The 14,136-nt window shown below is 69.0% G+C and carries 13 protein-coding genes, 1 tRNA gene and 1 other RNA gene; 7 read left to right on the forward strand and 8 right to left on the reverse strand.

Translation table 11 applies throughout. The features are described from left to right. The first annotated feature begins 232 nt into the window (after window positions 1-232). Window positions 233-1,672 (forward strand): NADP-dependent phosphogluconate dehydrogenase, encoded by a 1,440-nt coding sequence (gnd, locus tag AC4D12_RS06095; protein WP_490949021.1) that lies wholly within the window; start codon window positions 233-235, stop codon window positions 1,670-1,672. A gap of 64 nt (window positions 1,673-1,736) precedes the next feature. Here gnd and epsC read toward each other — a convergent pair whose 3' ends face one another. From epsC to msrA, 3 genes are all read right to left on the reverse strand, one after another. Further along, on the reverse strand, window positions 1,737-2,324 hold the full coding sequence (gene epsC, locus AC4D12_RS06100; protein ID WP_490949022.1) for a serine O-acetyltransferase EpsC: 588 nt from the start codon (window positions 2,322-2,324) through the stop codon (window positions 1,737-1,739). A gap of 65 nt (window positions 2,325-2,389) precedes the next feature. Continuing rightward, on the reverse strand, window positions 2,390-3,325 hold the full coding sequence (gene cysK, locus AC4D12_RS06105) for a cysteine synthase A (RefSeq protein ID WP_490949023.1): 936 nt from the start codon (window positions 3,323-3,325) through the stop codon (window positions 2,390-2,392). A gap of 105 nt (window positions 3,326-3,430) precedes the next feature. Then, window positions 3,431-3,955, reverse strand: a complete 525-nt coding sequence (msrA, locus tag AC4D12_RS06110) for a peptide-methionine (S)-S-oxide reductase MsrA (protein ID WP_490949024.1) — start codon at window positions 3,953-3,955, stop codon at window positions 3,431-3,433. A gap of 114 nt (window positions 3,956-4,069) precedes the next feature. Between msrA and AC4D12_RS06115 the strand changes: the two genes are divergently transcribed. The 3 genes from AC4D12_RS06115 (at window position 4,070) to AC4D12_RS06125 (ending at window position 6,786) form a co-directional block, all read left to right on the forward strand. After that, window positions 4,070-4,948: a Nif3-like dinuclear metal center hexameric protein gene (locus AC4D12_RS06115; RefSeq protein ID WP_490949025.1), complete on the forward strand. Its 879-nt coding sequence runs from the start codon at window positions 4,070-4,072 to the stop codon at window positions 4,946-4,948. Between the two features lie 87 nt (window positions 4,949-5,035). Continuing rightward, the gene (locus tag AC4D12_RS06120; RefSeq protein WP_490949026.1) at window positions 5,036-5,782 is read left to right on the forward strand and encodes a zinc ribbon domain-containing protein; all 747 of its coding nucleotides are present in this window, start codon (window positions 5,036-5,038) and stop codon (window positions 5,780-5,782) included. A gap of 11 nt (window positions 5,783-5,793) precedes the next feature. Then, window positions 5,794-6,786 (forward strand): reverse transcriptase-like protein, encoded by a 993-nt coding sequence (locus tag AC4D12_RS06125; protein WP_490949496.1) that lies wholly within the window; start codon window positions 5,794-5,796, stop codon window positions 6,784-6,786. A 15-nt stretch (window positions 6,787-6,801) separates the two neighbouring features. Here the strand turns inward: AC4D12_RS06125 and AC4D12_RS06130 are convergent, their stop codons facing one another. Next, on the reverse strand, window positions 6,802-7,563 hold the full coding sequence (locus tag AC4D12_RS06130; protein ID WP_490949027.1) for a YaaA family protein: 762 nt from the start codon (window positions 7,561-7,563) through the stop codon (window positions 6,802-6,804). 83 nt (window positions 7,564-7,646) lie between these two features. Between AC4D12_RS06130 and rnpB the strand changes: the two genes are divergently transcribed. Both rnpB and AC4D12_RS06140 read left to right on the forward strand, forming a co-directional pair. Further along, window positions 7,647-8,040, forward strand: an RNA gene (gene rnpB, locus AC4D12_RS06135) — RNase P RNA component class A. Between the two features lie 144 nt (window positions 8,041-8,184). Continuing rightward, the gene (locus tag AC4D12_RS06140) at window positions 8,185-9,477 is read left to right on the forward strand and encodes an MFS transporter (protein ID WP_490949028.1); all 1,293 of its coding nucleotides are present in this window, start codon (window positions 8,185-8,187) and stop codon (window positions 9,475-9,477) included. A gap of 75 nt (window positions 9,478-9,552) precedes the next feature. On the opposite strand, the gene def is transcribed toward AC4D12_RS06140, so the two are convergent. From def to orn, 4 genes are all read right to left on the reverse strand, one after another. Further along, entirely contained in the window at window positions 9,553-10,125 is a 573-nt protein-coding gene (def, locus tag AC4D12_RS06145) for a peptide deformylase (protein ID WP_490949029.1), read from the reverse strand. Between the two features lie 5 nt (window positions 10,126-10,130). Next, complete coding sequence (locus AC4D12_RS06150; RefSeq protein ID WP_490949030.1) at window positions 10,131-11,303, reverse strand: acyl-CoA dehydrogenase family protein; 1,173 nt, start codon at window positions 11,301-11,303, stop codon at window positions 10,131-10,133. Window positions 11,304-11,447: 144 nt separating this feature from the next. Continuing rightward, a tRNA-His gene (locus tag AC4D12_RS06155) sits at window positions 11,448-11,520 on the reverse strand. A 120-nt stretch (window positions 11,521-11,640) separates the two neighbouring features. Beyond that, complete coding sequence (orn, locus tag AC4D12_RS06160; protein ID WP_490949031.1) at window positions 11,641-12,243, reverse strand: oligoribonuclease; 603 nt, start codon at window positions 12,241-12,243, stop codon at window positions 11,641-11,643. A 272-nt stretch (window positions 12,244-12,515) separates the two neighbouring features. Between orn and mptB the strand changes: the two genes are divergently transcribed. After that, the gene (mptB, locus tag AC4D12_RS06165) at window positions 12,516-14,036 is read left to right on the forward strand and encodes a polyprenol phosphomannose-dependent alpha 1,6 mannosyltransferase MptB (protein ID WP_490949032.1); all 1,521 of its coding nucleotides are present in this window, start codon (window positions 12,516-12,518) and stop codon (window positions 14,034-14,036) included. Window positions 14,037-14,136 lie beyond the last annotated feature (100 nt).

A 14,136-nucleotide genomic window follows, 5' to 3' on the forward strand; every position in this document is an offset into this window, starting at 1 on the left:
TTCATGGATGGCGCCAGCGACCCAGCCGGAACGGTTGTCGATCGGGACACACGCGTGATGCGCCGGGGTCCTACCGGCAGGGCGAAACAAGCAGTCCTCACCGGCCGGTGGTGTAGCGGGGGGCGTTCCGACGGTAATAGTGTGAAAGTGACCGGACGACCCCCGCGGAGACGCGCCGAGTGCCGGGACCTGCAGCGCACACGCATGCAGCTGACAAACGACGGAGAACACATTGAGCGCACAGATCGGCGTCACAGGCCTGGCAGTCATGGGAGCCAACCTCGCACGGAACCTCGCCCGCAACGGGTACACCGTGGCCCTGCACAACAGGTCGATCGAGAAGACCGACACCCTGCTGCAGAAGCACGGGGGCGATGGTGACTTCATCCGCACCGAGACCCTGCAGGAGCTGGTCGATTCACTCGAGAAGCCGCGACGCGTGCTCATCATGGTGAAGGCCGGCAAGCCGGTGGACTCCGTCATCGACCAGCTCACGCCGCTGCTGGAGCCGGGCGACATCGTGATCGACGGCGGGAACTCCCACTACGAGGACACCCGCCGCCGCGAGGCCGCCCTGTCGCAGCACGACCTCCACTTCGTGGGCGTCGGTGTCTCCGGCGGTGAGGAGGGCGCACTCCTCGGACCCTCGATCATGCCCGGCGGATCGCGTGAGTCCTACGACTCGCTCGGCCCGATGCTCGAGAAGATCTCCGCGAAGTACGACGGCGAGCCCTGCTGCCGCTGGATCGGCACCGATGGCGCGGGACACTTCGTGAAGATGGTGCACAACGGCATCGAGTACGCCGACATGCAGGTGATCGGCGAGGCCTTCGACCTGCTGCGTTCCGGCGCCGGGATCGAGCCGGCCGACCAGGCGAAGATCTTCACGGACTGGAACTCGGGCACGCTGTCCTCGTTCCTCATCGAGATCACGGCCGAGGTCCTCGGGCACATCGACGAGCGGACGGGCAAGCCCTTCGTGGACGTCGTCGTCGACGCGGCGGGCCAGAAGGGTACCGGTCGCTGGACCGTCGTCTCGGCGCTCGAACTGGGCAGCCCGACGTCGGGCATCGCCGAGTCCGTGTTCGCCCGGGCCTTGTCCTCGCAACTCGACCAGCGCCTTCAGGCGCAGGAGATCCTGCAGGGCCATGAGGGCACGGTGGAACTGCCCGAGTCCTTCGTCGAGGACGTCCGCCTGGCGCTGTACGCCTCCAAGCTCGTCAGCTACGCCCAGGGCATCGACATGCTCACCGCCGCGGCGAAGGAGTACGGCTGGGACCTCAGGCTCGACGAGATCGCGTCCCTGTGGCGCGCGGGCTGCATCATCCGCGCGGAGCTGCTCGACGACATCATGAAGGCCTACGCCGACGCGGACGAGCGCCCGGCGAACCTCCTGCTGGCACCCGCGTTCGCCGAGGCCATCGCAGGAGCCGTTCCCGCATGGCGTCGCGTGGTCTCGACGGCCGTGCAGCTGGGCATCCCCGTGCCGGTCTTCTCGGCGTCGCTCGCCTACTACGACGGACTGCGCCGCACGCGCCTTCCCGCCGCGCTGACGCAGGGACTCCGCGACCTCTTCGGTGCGCACACCTACAACCGGGTGGACTCCGACGGTACGTTCCACACCCTCTGGGGCGAGGACAAGTCGGAGATCGAGGCCGTGGACACGCACTGACGGACCCGAACACGACGGAACCCCCGGACTTCTGTCCGGGGGTTCCGTCGTCCTGCGGTGAGGCCTAGATGTAGATGGCGGGGTCCACGTACTCGGCCGGGTCCACCGCCGGCTGAGTCTCCCGCCGCGAATCGCGGTGCCGGAACGTGGCCGGGATACCGGTCACGATCGAGTCGGGCGGGGTGTCCTTGACGACGACGGCGTTCGCACCGACCGCGCTGCCGGCGCCGATCGTGATGGGACCGAGGATCTTGGCGCCCGCACCCACGGTGACGCGGTCGCCGATGGTCGGGTGGCGCTTGACCTTCTCGAGCGAGCGCCCGCCGAGCGTGACGCCTTGGTACAGCATCACGTCGTCGCCGATCTCCGAGGTGCTGCCGATGACCACGCCCATGCCGTGATCGATGAAGAACCGGCGCCCGATGGTGGCGGCGGGGTGGATCTCCACGCCCGTGAGGACCCGCGCCAGTTGGGAGAGGGCTCGCGCCGGGAAGCGAAGCCCCTCCGTGCGCCACATCCGATGTGTCAGACGATGCACCCAGATCGCGTGGAGGCCCGAGTAGACGACCGTGGTCTCGAGCGACCCGCGGGCGGCGGGGTCGTGGGTGCGCGCGGTCTCGAGATCCTCGCGCAGTCGTTCCAGAAAGCTCACCGGGTACCTTCTCGTGCTGCTAGATGCCCAGCGACAGCTGGATCAGGAAGTCATTCGGGCCAGGATCAGCCGCGGATGTCGTCGAAGAGCACCGTGGAGATGTAGCGCTCGCCGAAGTCGCAGACGATGGCCACGATGAGCTTACCGGCGTTCTCCGGACGCTTCGCGAGCTCCAGCGCGGCCCAGATGATCGCACCCGACGAGATACCGCCGAGGATCCCCTCCTGCGTGCCCAGCGCGCGGGCTACCCGCACGGAGTCCTCCACGGTGGCATCCATGACCTCGTCGTAGATGGTGCGGTCGAGGTTCTCGGGGACGAAGTTCGCGCCGAGTCCCTGGATCTTGTGCGGGCCGGGGGCGCCACCGTTGAGGATGGGGGAGTCCGCGGGCTCGACGACGACGATCTGCACGCCGGGCTTGCGCTCCTTGAGCACCTGCCCGACTCCGGTGATGGTGCCACCGGTGCCGACGCCGGCCACGAAGATGTCCACCTCGCCGTCGGTGTCGTCCCAGATCTCCTCAGCGGTGGTGGCCCTGTGGATGGCCGGGTTCGCGGCGTTGGCGAACTGCTGGGCCCAGATGGCGTTCTCCGTGGTCGCGACGATCTCCTTCGCGCGGTCGACGGCGCCACGCATGCCCTCGGACCCGGGCGTCAGGACGATCTCGGCCCCGTACGCGCGCAGCATGACCCGCCGCTCGGTGGACATGGTCTCGGGCATCGTGAGCACCACCTTGTAGCCGCGGGCGGCTCCGACCATCGCCAGGGCGATCCCCGTGTTCCCGGAAGTGCCCTCGACGATCGTGCCGCCGGGGGCCAGCGCACCCGCCTTCTCCGCGGCGTCGATGATGGCGACCCCGATGCGGTCCTTCACGCTGTTGGCGGGGTTGTAGAACTCGAGCTTCACGGCGACCTGCGCGCCGAGACCCTCGGTCAGGCGGTTGAGCCGGACGAGCGGTGTGCGCCCCACGAGCTGCGTGACGTCGTCGTAGATCTGTGCCATGGGGTGCCTGCCTGATTCGCTGGGTGGTCGGGATGGGGTGGCCGGGACGGACGGGGCGATCCCCGACCGATCGGCGGTCAGCCTAGTGCGGCGGGCGCCAGCCTCCTAGGCGGCGAGCCACTGCGAGTAATATTTCCGCGCCTTCGAGAGCTTGGGATTGATGATCACCTGGCAGTAGCCCTGCTCCGGGTGCTTCGCGTAGTAGTTCTGGTGCCAGTCCTCGGCGACGTGGAATTCGGGCAGCCGGCTGACCTCGGTGACGATCGGGTTCTTCCAGTTCTCCTGGTTTCGGGCGATGGCGTCCTCGAAGAGGGCCTTCTGCTCGGCGTCCTGGTAGTACATGACGCTGCGGTACTGGGTCCCGACGTCGTAGCCCTGACGATTCAGGGTCGTGGGGTCGTGCGAGACGAAGAACATGTCCAGCACGACGTCCTCGGGGATGACCGTCTCGTCGAAGCTGACGGCCACGACCTCCGCGTGACCCGTCATGCCCGAGCAGACGGAATCGTAGTCGGGATGCTTCGTGTGCCCTCCCGTGTAGCCCGAGACGACCTCGGTCACGCCGCGGGTCTTCTGGTACAGGGCATCGAGGCACCAGAAGCAGCCTCCTCCAAGCACGAATGTCTTCATGCCTGTTCCAATGCGTGGCGTGCGTCGAAGATTCCCGGCGCGGGGGAGCGGACGGCTCCGTGGCCGACCCTCCCCGACTTGGAGTGCTCCACGACGGCGGGTATTACTGGACACATGGACGAGAACGAGCACGACGGCGGGTCCCCCGAGGCAGGCCCGCCGCGCGTGGCGGACGTGCTCCTGGCCATCGAGGAGTTGTGGCCGGAGAGCCTCGCCGAGGGGTGGGACGCCGTGGGGCTCGTCGCCGGACGGGCGGACAACGCCGTGGAGCGCATCCTCTTCGCCGTCGACCCCACCGCGGCGGTGCTGGACGAGGCACTCGCCTGGGGTGCGACCATGATCGTCTCCCACCACCCGCTCCTCCTAAAACCCGTCTCGAGCATCGCCGCCACCGGCTTCAAGGGCGACGTGCTGCACCGGCTCATCGAAGCGGGCTGCGCCCTCGTCACGGTGCACACCAACGGGGACAGCGCCGTCGGTGGTGTCTCGGACGTGCTCGCGGACGCCTTCGGCCTGCAGGACGTGGAGCCTCTGGCGCCCGCGGCGGACGGACTGCCCGAGGAGGGGATCGGCCGGGTGGGCCTGCTCGGCGCGGCGACCACCCTCGGCGCCTTCGCCGAAGTGGTGTTCTCGATCCTCCCGGCCGTAGCCGGTGGAGTGCGCGTCGCCGGCGACCGCAACGCCGTCGTGCGCCGTATCGCCGTCTGCGGAGGGGCGGGCGATTCGCTCTTCGACCGCGTACGGGCCGCCCGGGCCGACGTCTACGTGACGGCCGACCTCCGGCATCATCCGGCGTCGGAGGTACGGGAGGCCGCAGCGGGCGGGCCTCCGTTCCTGATCGACGTCTCGCACTTCGGCAGCGAATGGCTGTGGCTGACACCCGCTGCCGACGCCCTGACCAACGTCCTCGCGGATCAGGGCTTCCGCGCCGACATCCGCGTGAGCGGCGTCAACACCGATCCCTGGGACTTCGTCCTGACACCCGGGCGCTGACGACGGCCCACCCGGGTCCCGTGACCTAGGCTTGGACGACGCCCGCGCCCGTCCGTCGCGCACCCCGACCGACCCCTGGAGGCTCACGTGGCCAAGGCCGCTCCCGAGGAACAACGCCGCTTGCTGGACCTGCAGGCGCTCGACTCCGCACTGAACAAACTGACACGGCAGGCCGCCGTCGCGCGGGCCGAGCCGAAGCTCGCGGCCACCGCCGCCCAGGTGGCCGTGGTGGACGCCGAGCTCGTGCGCGCCACGACGGAGCTCGGTGACCTCCAGCGCGAACTCACCCGCGCCGAGGACGAGGTGCAGGCCGTCGTGACGCGTCTCGAGCGCGACGAGAAGAGGCTGAACAGCGGGACGGGGACGTCGAAGGACCTCACCGCGCTGCAGCACGAGATCGTGTCCCTCACCAGGCGCCGCTCCGACCTGGAGGACGTTGAACTCGACGTCATGGAGCGGGTCGAGGCCGCTCGCGAGGCGCAGGCCACCGTGCAGGCGCGGACCAACTCCGTGCGGGCGGAACTCCTCGCCCTCGAGGAGGCGCGCGACGCCGAACTGGCCGACATCGAGGCGCAGCGCACCCGCGTCCAGACGGAGCGCGAGGAACTCGCCGACACCTTCGACCGCGCACTTCTCGCCCTCTACGAGCGGATCCTCGCCAAGCGGGGCGTGGGAGCGGCGAGGCTGTTCCACGGCACGTCGGAGGGCTCGGGCATGCACCTCAGCCCGGGCGACCTCGCGGACATCTCCGCTGCCGCGCCGGACGACATCGTGTTCTGCCCCGATTCGGGCTGCATCCTCGTCCGCTCGGCGGACTGGGGTCAGCCCCAGTGACCGATCCGCACCTGTTCGAGGCGGCCGAGAGCGGCGCACGGGACGCGGGCGGCGACCGTCGGCGACTCGTCGTCGAGGCCGACGGCGGATCGCGGGGGAACCCCGGCCACGCCGGGTACGGGGCCCTCGTGAGGGACCCGGACACCGGGACGATCATCGTCGAGAAGGCCGAGTACATCGGGAAGGCCTCCAACAACGTTGCGGAGTACTCCGGCCTCGTGGCGGGGCTCGAACTGGCCCGCGACCTCGACCCGACGGCCTCCGTCCATGTGAAGATGGACTCGAAGCTCGTGGTGGAGCAGATGTCCGGGCGATGGCAGATCAAGCACGCCGACATGCGTGTCCTCGCGGCGAAGGCGCGGAAGGTCCTCGACCCGCGGCGCGTGAGCTACGAGTGGATCCCGCGCGAGCGCAACAAGGACGCCGACCGGCTGTCCAACGAGGCGATGGACGCCGGTATGGCAGGTGTTCCATGGAAACCCAAGCGGGCAGCGCCGAACGCTGCCGGTTTGCCGGGTACCGCGTCCGTCGCCGTCACCGCGCGGGTCGCCCCTGACTCGCTGGGCACGGCCACCGCGCCGGGCACCTCCGGCACCGTGGGCGATCCGGCGACGCGGCGGCCCGGGACGCTGCACCACGTGGAGGTGTGGACGAAGGACCTGGCCGCTGCGACGTCGAGTCTCGGTTGGCTGCTCGAGCGACTCGGCCTCCCGGTGCGCGAATCCTGGGCCGACGGCGCGAGCTACGGTTCGGACGAGTTCTACGTGGTGCTGGAGGCCGGCCCCGACGTCCGCGACGCACCCGACCGGCGTCGTCCCGGGGTCAATCACCTGGCCTTCCACGCGGGCACCCGCGCCGAGGTGGACCTCCTCGCCCGGCGGGCGGCCAGTCACGGATGGACCCTCCTGTTCCCCGACCGCCACCCCTTCGCCGGCGGACCCGAGCACTATGCGGCCTACCTGGAGAACGCCGAGGGTTTCGAGGTCGAGCTCGTCGCAGGCTGATCGTCCGTCAGGAGGTCAGTCGAGCACGATGGTGAGGCGGGCCGGCTTCCTGTCCGTCGCCGGCTCGAGCTCCGCCGTCCACCTCTCCTGCGCCGCGCGCAGCAGCGCCTCGGGAGTGGCCGGCGCCGCGCCGCGACGGGTGAGGAGGTGGCGGGCCAGCTCACCCCGCGTGTGCTTGGCGAAGTGGGACACCACCGTGCGCTTACCGTTGCGCACCTGCACGACGTCCACGGCCGCCGTCCGGACGGGCGCGGGCGCCCACGCCGCTGCGTAGGTGCTGGAGCGGCAGTCCACCACGAGCCCCTCGCCGGCGTGCCGGGAGAGCGGGTCCGCGAGTCGCGACCGCCAGAACGCGGCGAGGCGGCCGGTACCGGGCAGGTCTACCGACATCGACAGGCGATACGCCGGGATGCGGTCCCCGAGTGCGATGGCGCCCCACAGGCCGGAGACGACGACGCACTGCTCGCGCGCCTTCCGTTTCTGCACCGCCGTCATGTCCCGGAAGCCGAGGGCGTCGTACAGGACGCCGGAGTAGACGTCGTGGGCCGGCGCAGCGGGCGCGACGTCGAGGACGAGGTTGCGCCGCACGTCCTCGGCGAGCGAGGCCCCCACACCGAGAACCGTGTGCGCGTCGGCACCAGCGCTGGCAGCGCGCACCGCTTCGAGGACCGTCAGCCTCGCCGCGGCGAGTTCCGGGAAGTGAAGATCGTGGACGTCGAGCGGCGGGCCGGAGAGGGCCGCCTGTTTGCCTTCGGACGGAGGGAGCAGGATCAGCACCGTCAAACTCTACCGATCCGAGGGGACCCTCCCCGCCCGGCCTCCACAGGAGCTGCCGCTGCCCGCCTACACTGGACGATGGATGGGTCGACCAGGCGGCCGCGTCGGACCTGCTCACGCAGTGTTCCGCCGAGGAACGTCCGGGCTCCGCAGGGCAGGGTGGTGGGTAACGCCCACTCGGGGTAACCCGCAGGCCAGTGCCACAGAAAAGAAACCGCTCCCGGCACGCTCACACGGTCCGGGAGTAAGGGTGAAAAGGCGGTGTAAGAGACCACCAGCATGCCGGGTGACCGGCATGGCTCGGTAAACCCCACCCGGAGCAAGGCCAGACAGTGCGCGTCATCAGGGCTGCCCGCCCGAGTGCACGGGTAGGCCGCTGGAGGTCGTCGGTAACGACGATCGTAGATGGATGGCCGCCTCTCGTGTCCCGGTGACGGGGCACGATGACAGAACCCGGCGTATCGGTCGGCCCATCCCACGACCATCCCACGACTACCCCCGGCGGGACCGTCGGCGAAATTGTCGGTGGGACGGGCGCGTCCGTCAAGGGCTCACCTACTCGTCGGTACGTATGCGCTTCTCGAGCCGAAGCCTGTAGAGGCGCTGGGCTAGGGTGATCTGATGGACTCTGGGGGCACCGGGAGACAGCACCTGGTGCTGCGCAACAGGAATTTCCGTGCCCTGGTCGTCTCCGGGACCGTCGGCGTGTTCGGCAATGCCGTCGCCGCGGTCGCGCTCCCCGTCATCGCCGCCGTCGAACTCCAGGCCAGCAACTTCGAGGTCGCCGCCCTCGCCGGCATGACGTTCCTCCCGTGGCTCCTGTTCGGACTCGTCATCGGTGTCTGGGTGGATCGGCTCCCGCGACGGCCCGTCATGGTCGCAGCCCTGTGCGTGCGCATCGTCATCCTCGCGCTCCTGCCGGTCGGCTACTGGCTCGGCTTCCTCACCACGCCCCTGCTCTTCCTCGCTGCCTTCGTGGCGGGTGTCTCCTCCGTGTTCTTCCAGCTGGCCGATGCCGCACTGGTGCAGCAGGCCGTCAGCCCGGACGAACTGATGGAGGGCAACGGGCTCATCACCGGATCCGGCGCGGCCGCGGACGCCGCCGGCCGGTCGGTGGCCGGGTGGTTGGCCGGAGTGGCGGGCGCCTCGAACACTCTCGTGCTGCAGGTCCTGATGTCGATCATCTCCCTGGTGGCCCTCCAACGGCTGGACGTCCGCGAAGTCACGCAGCCGCCGACCGAGCGTCGGATCCTGCGGGAGATGAACGACGGGCTCCGGTACACCTTCAGCACCGCCCCGCTCCGGGCCATCCTGTTCAACGCAGCGCTCTGGAACCTCGGAGGCAACATCGCGGCGTCGCTGATCGTCCTGCTCGTCCTGAGGACTCTCGGGGAATCGGAGATCTGGCTGGGCGCGCTGCTCGCGTCTGCCTCGATCGGCGGCGCCGTCGGGGGAGTGACCGCCACCGCCATGGGTGAGCGGTTCGGCTCGGGGCCACTCTGGCGCTGGTCCATGGTGCCGGGTGTGGCCGGCTATGCCTCGCTGCTGGTCCTGACCCCCGGCTGGGGCATGCTGTGGGGACTGCTCGGGATGTTCGTGATGGGCGCCGGTGTCTCGTGGAACATCGTGATCGGGGCGAGCTTCCGCCAGCGGGTGTGCCCCCCGGGCATGATGGGCCGGCTCGGAGCGGCGTCACGGATGGTCAGCTGGGGCATGCTGGCTCTGGCGAGTCTCCTCGCCGGCGTGCTGGCGGAGACCGTGGGGATCCGTGAGGCGATCCTGATCGGAGTGATCATCGCATGCCTCGCCCCGATGGTGGCCGTGCTCGGGCCCCTCCGGGGTGTGAGGCGCCTGGAGGACCTCGTGGAGGCCCCGGCGCCGAGCATCAGGACGGCGGACAACCCCTCGTCCTGACACCCCGGCGAGTCTGGGCACCTGCACGACACCTGCGGCATCCTGCGGTACGCCACGACACCGGACCGGGGAGGTTCAGTGACCGAACGGGTCCGGATCGACTCCCGGCATCCAGGTGAGGCCCGGTGCCCCCCACCCGTTGTTCCTGATGGCCTTCGCGGCCTTCCGCCCGTACCGGTTGCTGAGGCGGTCGACGTACAACTTCCCGTCGAGGTGGTCGTACTCGTGCTGCATGCACCGCGCGAACCAGCCCGTGGCCTCGAACTCGACGGGCCGACCATCGCCGTCGACACCGGACACACGAGCCCAGTCAGCCCGTTTGAGTGCGAATGCCTCGCCGGGCACCGACAGGCAGCCCTCCGATTCCTCGTCCGGATCGGGGTCGGAGCCCGGGATCTTCGAGGTGACGAGCGTGGGGTTGACCACCACGCCCCTCGGAGGGGCGTCGTCGTCGTTCTCCATGGCCCAGACGAAGACGCGCAACCCGACGCCGATCTGCGGTGCTGCGAGTCCCACGCCGTTGGCGACGTCCATCGTCTCGAACATGTCGGCGATCAGGGTGCGGAGGTCGTCGTCGAACGACTCGACCTGGGCTGCGCGCCGGTGGAGGACGGGCTCGCCGAGGACGGTGATGGGGTGGACGGTCATGGAACCTACCTGCTCGTGGTGGATCGGCCTGCGATCGAGCGGCCGATGGACTCGCGCATGATCTCGCTCGTGCCGCCGAAGATGGTGAGGAGCCGGGCCGCGAGGAAGGCCTGGGCGACCGGGTACTCGAGGATGTAGCCGTACCCGCCATGCAACTGCAGGCAGCGGTCCGTGACGGACTTCGCCCGCTCGCTCGCCCACAGCTTCGCCTGGGCGGCGTCCGTGGGGGAGAGCGTGCCGGCGTTGAAGGCGAGCACCGCCTGATCGACGAAGGCCTCCGTCACCCTGACCTCCGTGAGGATCTCGGCGAGGGTGTGGCGCGTGGTCTGGAAATCGAGGACGCGTTCCCCGAAGGCATTGCGGTCGGTGACGTACCGGACCGTCTGCTCGTAGGTGGCCCGAGCGAGCGCGGAGGCGGCGACGGCGATACCGAGGCGGCCCTGGGGGATCTGCTCGAGGCTGTACCGCAGGCCCTGCCCCACCTCACCGACGAGGTCCGCACCGGGCACCCGCACGTTGTCGAAGAACAGCTCGGCCGTGTCCGAGGCGCGCAGGCCCATCTTGTCGAGCTGGCGCCCGGGGGTGTAGCCCTCACCCTTCCGCACCATGAAGAGGGAGAAGGCGTCGCTCGACCCGCGGCCCGAGCTGCCGTCCGTGCGCGCCAGCACCAGCGACGCGTCACCGCTGATGCCGTTGCCGATGAAGACCTTCTGGCCCGTCAGCAGCCAGTCGTCCCCGTCGCGCACGGCCTTGGTGCGGATGCCGCGGAGGTCACTGCCCGCTCCCGGTTCGGTCCATGCGCAGGAGGTGACGATCTCGCCGGAGACCATGCCGGGGAGCCAGCGTTCCTTCAGGTCGTCGCTCCCGTGCGCGAGCAGGTGGGGGAGCACGAGGTCGTCGTGGAGGTGGAACGCGAGACCGACGGCGAGATGGTTGCTCCTCGCGAATTCCTCGTCGAGCACCGCGCGGTAGCGGTAGTCGGGCATGCCCGCCCCACCGAACTCCTCGGGCACGGCCAGACCGAGCAGGCCCTGTTCGCCGGCCGCGGTCCACACGGAGCGGTCCATGATGTGCTGCTGGTCCCACGTCGCGTAATGAGGGGCGACCGCCCGCTCGTTGAACTCGCGGGCCATGTCGCGGAAGAGCTCGTGATCTTCGTCGAACACCGTGCGTTCCATGAGGTCCTTCGTTCCTGTCGGTCGCGTCGTCCGGCGGCCGAGGGCTGACGGCGGAAGCGGAGCGATTCCGCCGTGAAAAGGCGTATGCCGTCCCGGAAATCTCCGGAACGGCATACGTGCCAGGAGTCGACCTGACCACTCGAGGGTGAGTAACGGGGGTTGAACCCGCGACCTCCTGGACCACAACCAGGCGCTCTGCCAACTGAGCTATACCCACCATGTGTCTTCGCGCCGCACTCCGTCGGTGAGCCCGGCGGAGCGGCCTGCGAAAGGCAGCGGTCACAAGTTTACACAGATTTCGCCATGCTCCCGACAGCCCGGGAGCGGTGTCCGGTAGTCAGGACGCCACGGAGCGTGCGATGGCCTTGCTGCTGGCCGAATCCGGTCCGGGCGCCGGCACGAAGACGGCTGCGCGGTAGTAGCGGAGCTCGCGGATGGAATCCTCGATGTCCCCCAGGGCTCTGTGCCCGCCCGTCTTCGCCGGCGACTGGAAGTAGGCGCGGGTGTACCACCGACGGGCGAGTTCCTTGATCGTCGAGACGTCGATGATCCGGTAGTGCAGGTGATCGACGACGAGCGGCATGTCCCGCAGGAGGAAGTTGCGGTCGGTCCCGACCGAGTTCCCCGCGAGCTGCGCCTTGCGCGGTTCGGGCACCCAGGTGCGGATGTAGTCGAGCACCTGCTGCTCGGCGTCGGCCATCGTGATGCCGCCGTCCAGTTCCTCGAGCAGACCCGACGTCGTGTGCATCTGCCGCACGAAGTCACCCATCTGATCGAGCGCCTCCGGGGTGGGCTTGATCACCACGTCCACACCGTCACCGAGGATGTTCAGTTCGGAGTCCGTGACGAGGACGGCCACCTCGATCAGCGCGTCGTTCGTGAGATCGAGCCCCGTCATCTCACAGTCGATCCAGACGATGTGTTCATTCGATACAGGCATTCGACCAATCTACCGTCCGTCACCGACGCGCCGACCCGCGCCCATGCACCGTCGGACGTCCGGCTGACCCCGCGTCGTCCCGGGCGTCCGCCGGAGTCCCGATGCTAATATTCGAACAGTTCACTCAGGGTTGCGGGAGATCTGGGAGTCCCTGCGCTCTCCGGCGGAAAGACCGAGCCGAAGGCGCCCTGGCGACCGTCGGCGCACGCCGGTGGTCCTGAGAACGCAGGCGCTCCACGCCGACCCCAGCTCGCCGACGATTGGATGCACGAATGGCCTCCCAGGTCCCGCTCACCGAGGTCGAGACGACGTCGGGTCCGGATCGGCCGAACGTCGCCGTCCTGCAGGGATTCATCGGCGCGGTGCTGATGTGGATGGGGTCGCTGGGGGTCGGCTGGTTGTCGCTGGCCTCGGCCGAGCTCCGGCGCAACCCGGTGATCATCTGGCTGCGCTTCGAACCCGCGGGAGCCGTGCTGGCCGTCCTGCTGCTGGCGGTGGGCGGCATGCTGCTGATCCGGGCGTGGCTGCGTCTCGGCCAGCGCCTCGCCGGGTGGTCCGACGAGACCCGCCCGTTCATCCTCAAGGCCATCGTCGCGTGGACCATCCCGCTGGCGGCCGCGCTCCCGCTGTTCAGCAGGGACGTCTTCGCGTACATCGCTCAGGGCCAGGTGATGATCGCCGGGCTCAATCCCTATGTGGACGGCTACTCGCAGATCTCCAACTACCTGCAGATCGGCGCGGACGATCTCTGGGCGCAGAGCCCCACGCCCTACGGTCCGGTGTTCCTCTGGATCGAGGAGGGCATCGTCAGGATCACCGGAGGCAATCCCGACACCTCGATCATCCTGTTCAGGGTCGTCGCGCTCGTCGGTGTGGCCCTCTGCGTGTACATGGTGCCGAAGCTCGCCGACCTCCATTCGATCAACGCCAACCGGGCGCTCTGGCTCACCGCCGCGAACCCGCTCTTCCTCATCAATTTCGTGGCCGCCATCCACAACGATTCCCTGATGATCGGCCTGGCGCTCGCAGGTCTGTACCTGGCGGCGGTCAAACGGCCGGTCCTCGGCATCCTCCTCATCACGCTCTCGGTGGGGATCAAGCCGATCACGCTGATCTTCCTGCCGTTCGTCGGGCTGATGTGGGCCGGCAGGGGAGCGTCCTGGCCGCGACGCTTCCTCTACTGGTTCCTCACGGCCGGGATGTCCCTCGGCCTCCTGTGGGTGATGGGGATGATCAACACGTTCGGCTTCGGCTGGGTGGGCGCCCTCAGTACGCCGGGCAGCGTGTGGATCTGGTACGCGCCCGTCGGCTTCATGGGCCTCGTCATCGCGACCCTCGGCGACGCCGTCGGGCTCAACGGCTGGGACATCACCAACGTCTTCAATACCCTCGCCCGCGTCGCCTCGCTGGCGATCATCGCGCTGCAGATCTTCCGCGGGGATCACAGCAGGCTGGTGCGACGCCTCGCCTTCGCCTTCGCGGCCATCGTGCTGCTGTCGCCGATGATCCAGTCGTGGTACGTGGTGTGGCTGATCCCGCTCTTCGCGGTCACCGGCATCCGCGACGACTGGCAGGTGAAGTCCCTGTACTTCACCGTCGCCTTCTTCATGGTCTACGCCATCACGGACCAGCTCGACATCTTCCCGTACTTCGACTTCAGCCTGATGATGGCGCGGCAGGTGGCGGCCGTCGTCGCCCTGGGTTTCGCCCTCTACCTGGTGTTCCTCGACCCGCACACCAAGCTGCTGTTCCGTCGGCGCTACCAGCCGCTCGCTCCCGGTCAGCTGCACTGATCAGCCCGCACCCGGCTCCGGTGAGCGGGTCCGGCGGAGTCCCGAACAGCCGCTGTGGCGGCCGAGGGATCAGGTGCGGGGCCGACGGCGAGCGACGATA

The sequence above is a fragment of the Arthrobacter sp. TJ-266 genome, from assembly GCF_058269115.1.

Coding starts and splice junctions, on each gene's coding strand:
- cysK (WP_490949023.1), bottom strand. CDS start 3,325: ATGGCACAGATCTACGACGACGTCACGCAGCTCGTGGGGCGCACACCG.
- msrA (WP_490949024.1), bottom strand. CDS start 3,955: ATGAAGACATTCGTGCTTGGAGGAGGCTGCTTCTGGTGCCTCGATGCC.
- AC4D12_RS06115 (WP_490949025.1), top strand. CDS start 4,070: ATGGACGAGAACGAGCACGACGGCGGGTCCCCCGAGGCAGGCCCGCCG.
- AC4D12_RS06140 (WP_490949028.1), top strand. CDS start 8,185: ATGGACTCTGGGGGCACCGGGAGACAGCACCTGGTGCTGCGCAACAGG.
- def (WP_490949029.1), bottom strand. CDS start 10,125: ATGACCGTCCACCCCATCACCGTCCTCGGCGAGCCCGTCCTCCACCGG.
- AC4D12_RS06150 (WP_490949030.1), bottom strand. CDS start 11,303: ATGGAACGCACGGTGTTCGACGAAGATCACGAGCTCTTCCGCGACATG.
- orn (WP_490949031.1), bottom strand. CDS start 12,243: ATGCCTGTATCGAATGAACACATCGTCTGGATCGACTGTGAGATGACG.
- mptB (WP_490949032.1), top strand. CDS start 12,516: ATGGCCTCCCAGGTCCCGCTCACCGAGGTCGAGACGACGTCGGGTCCG.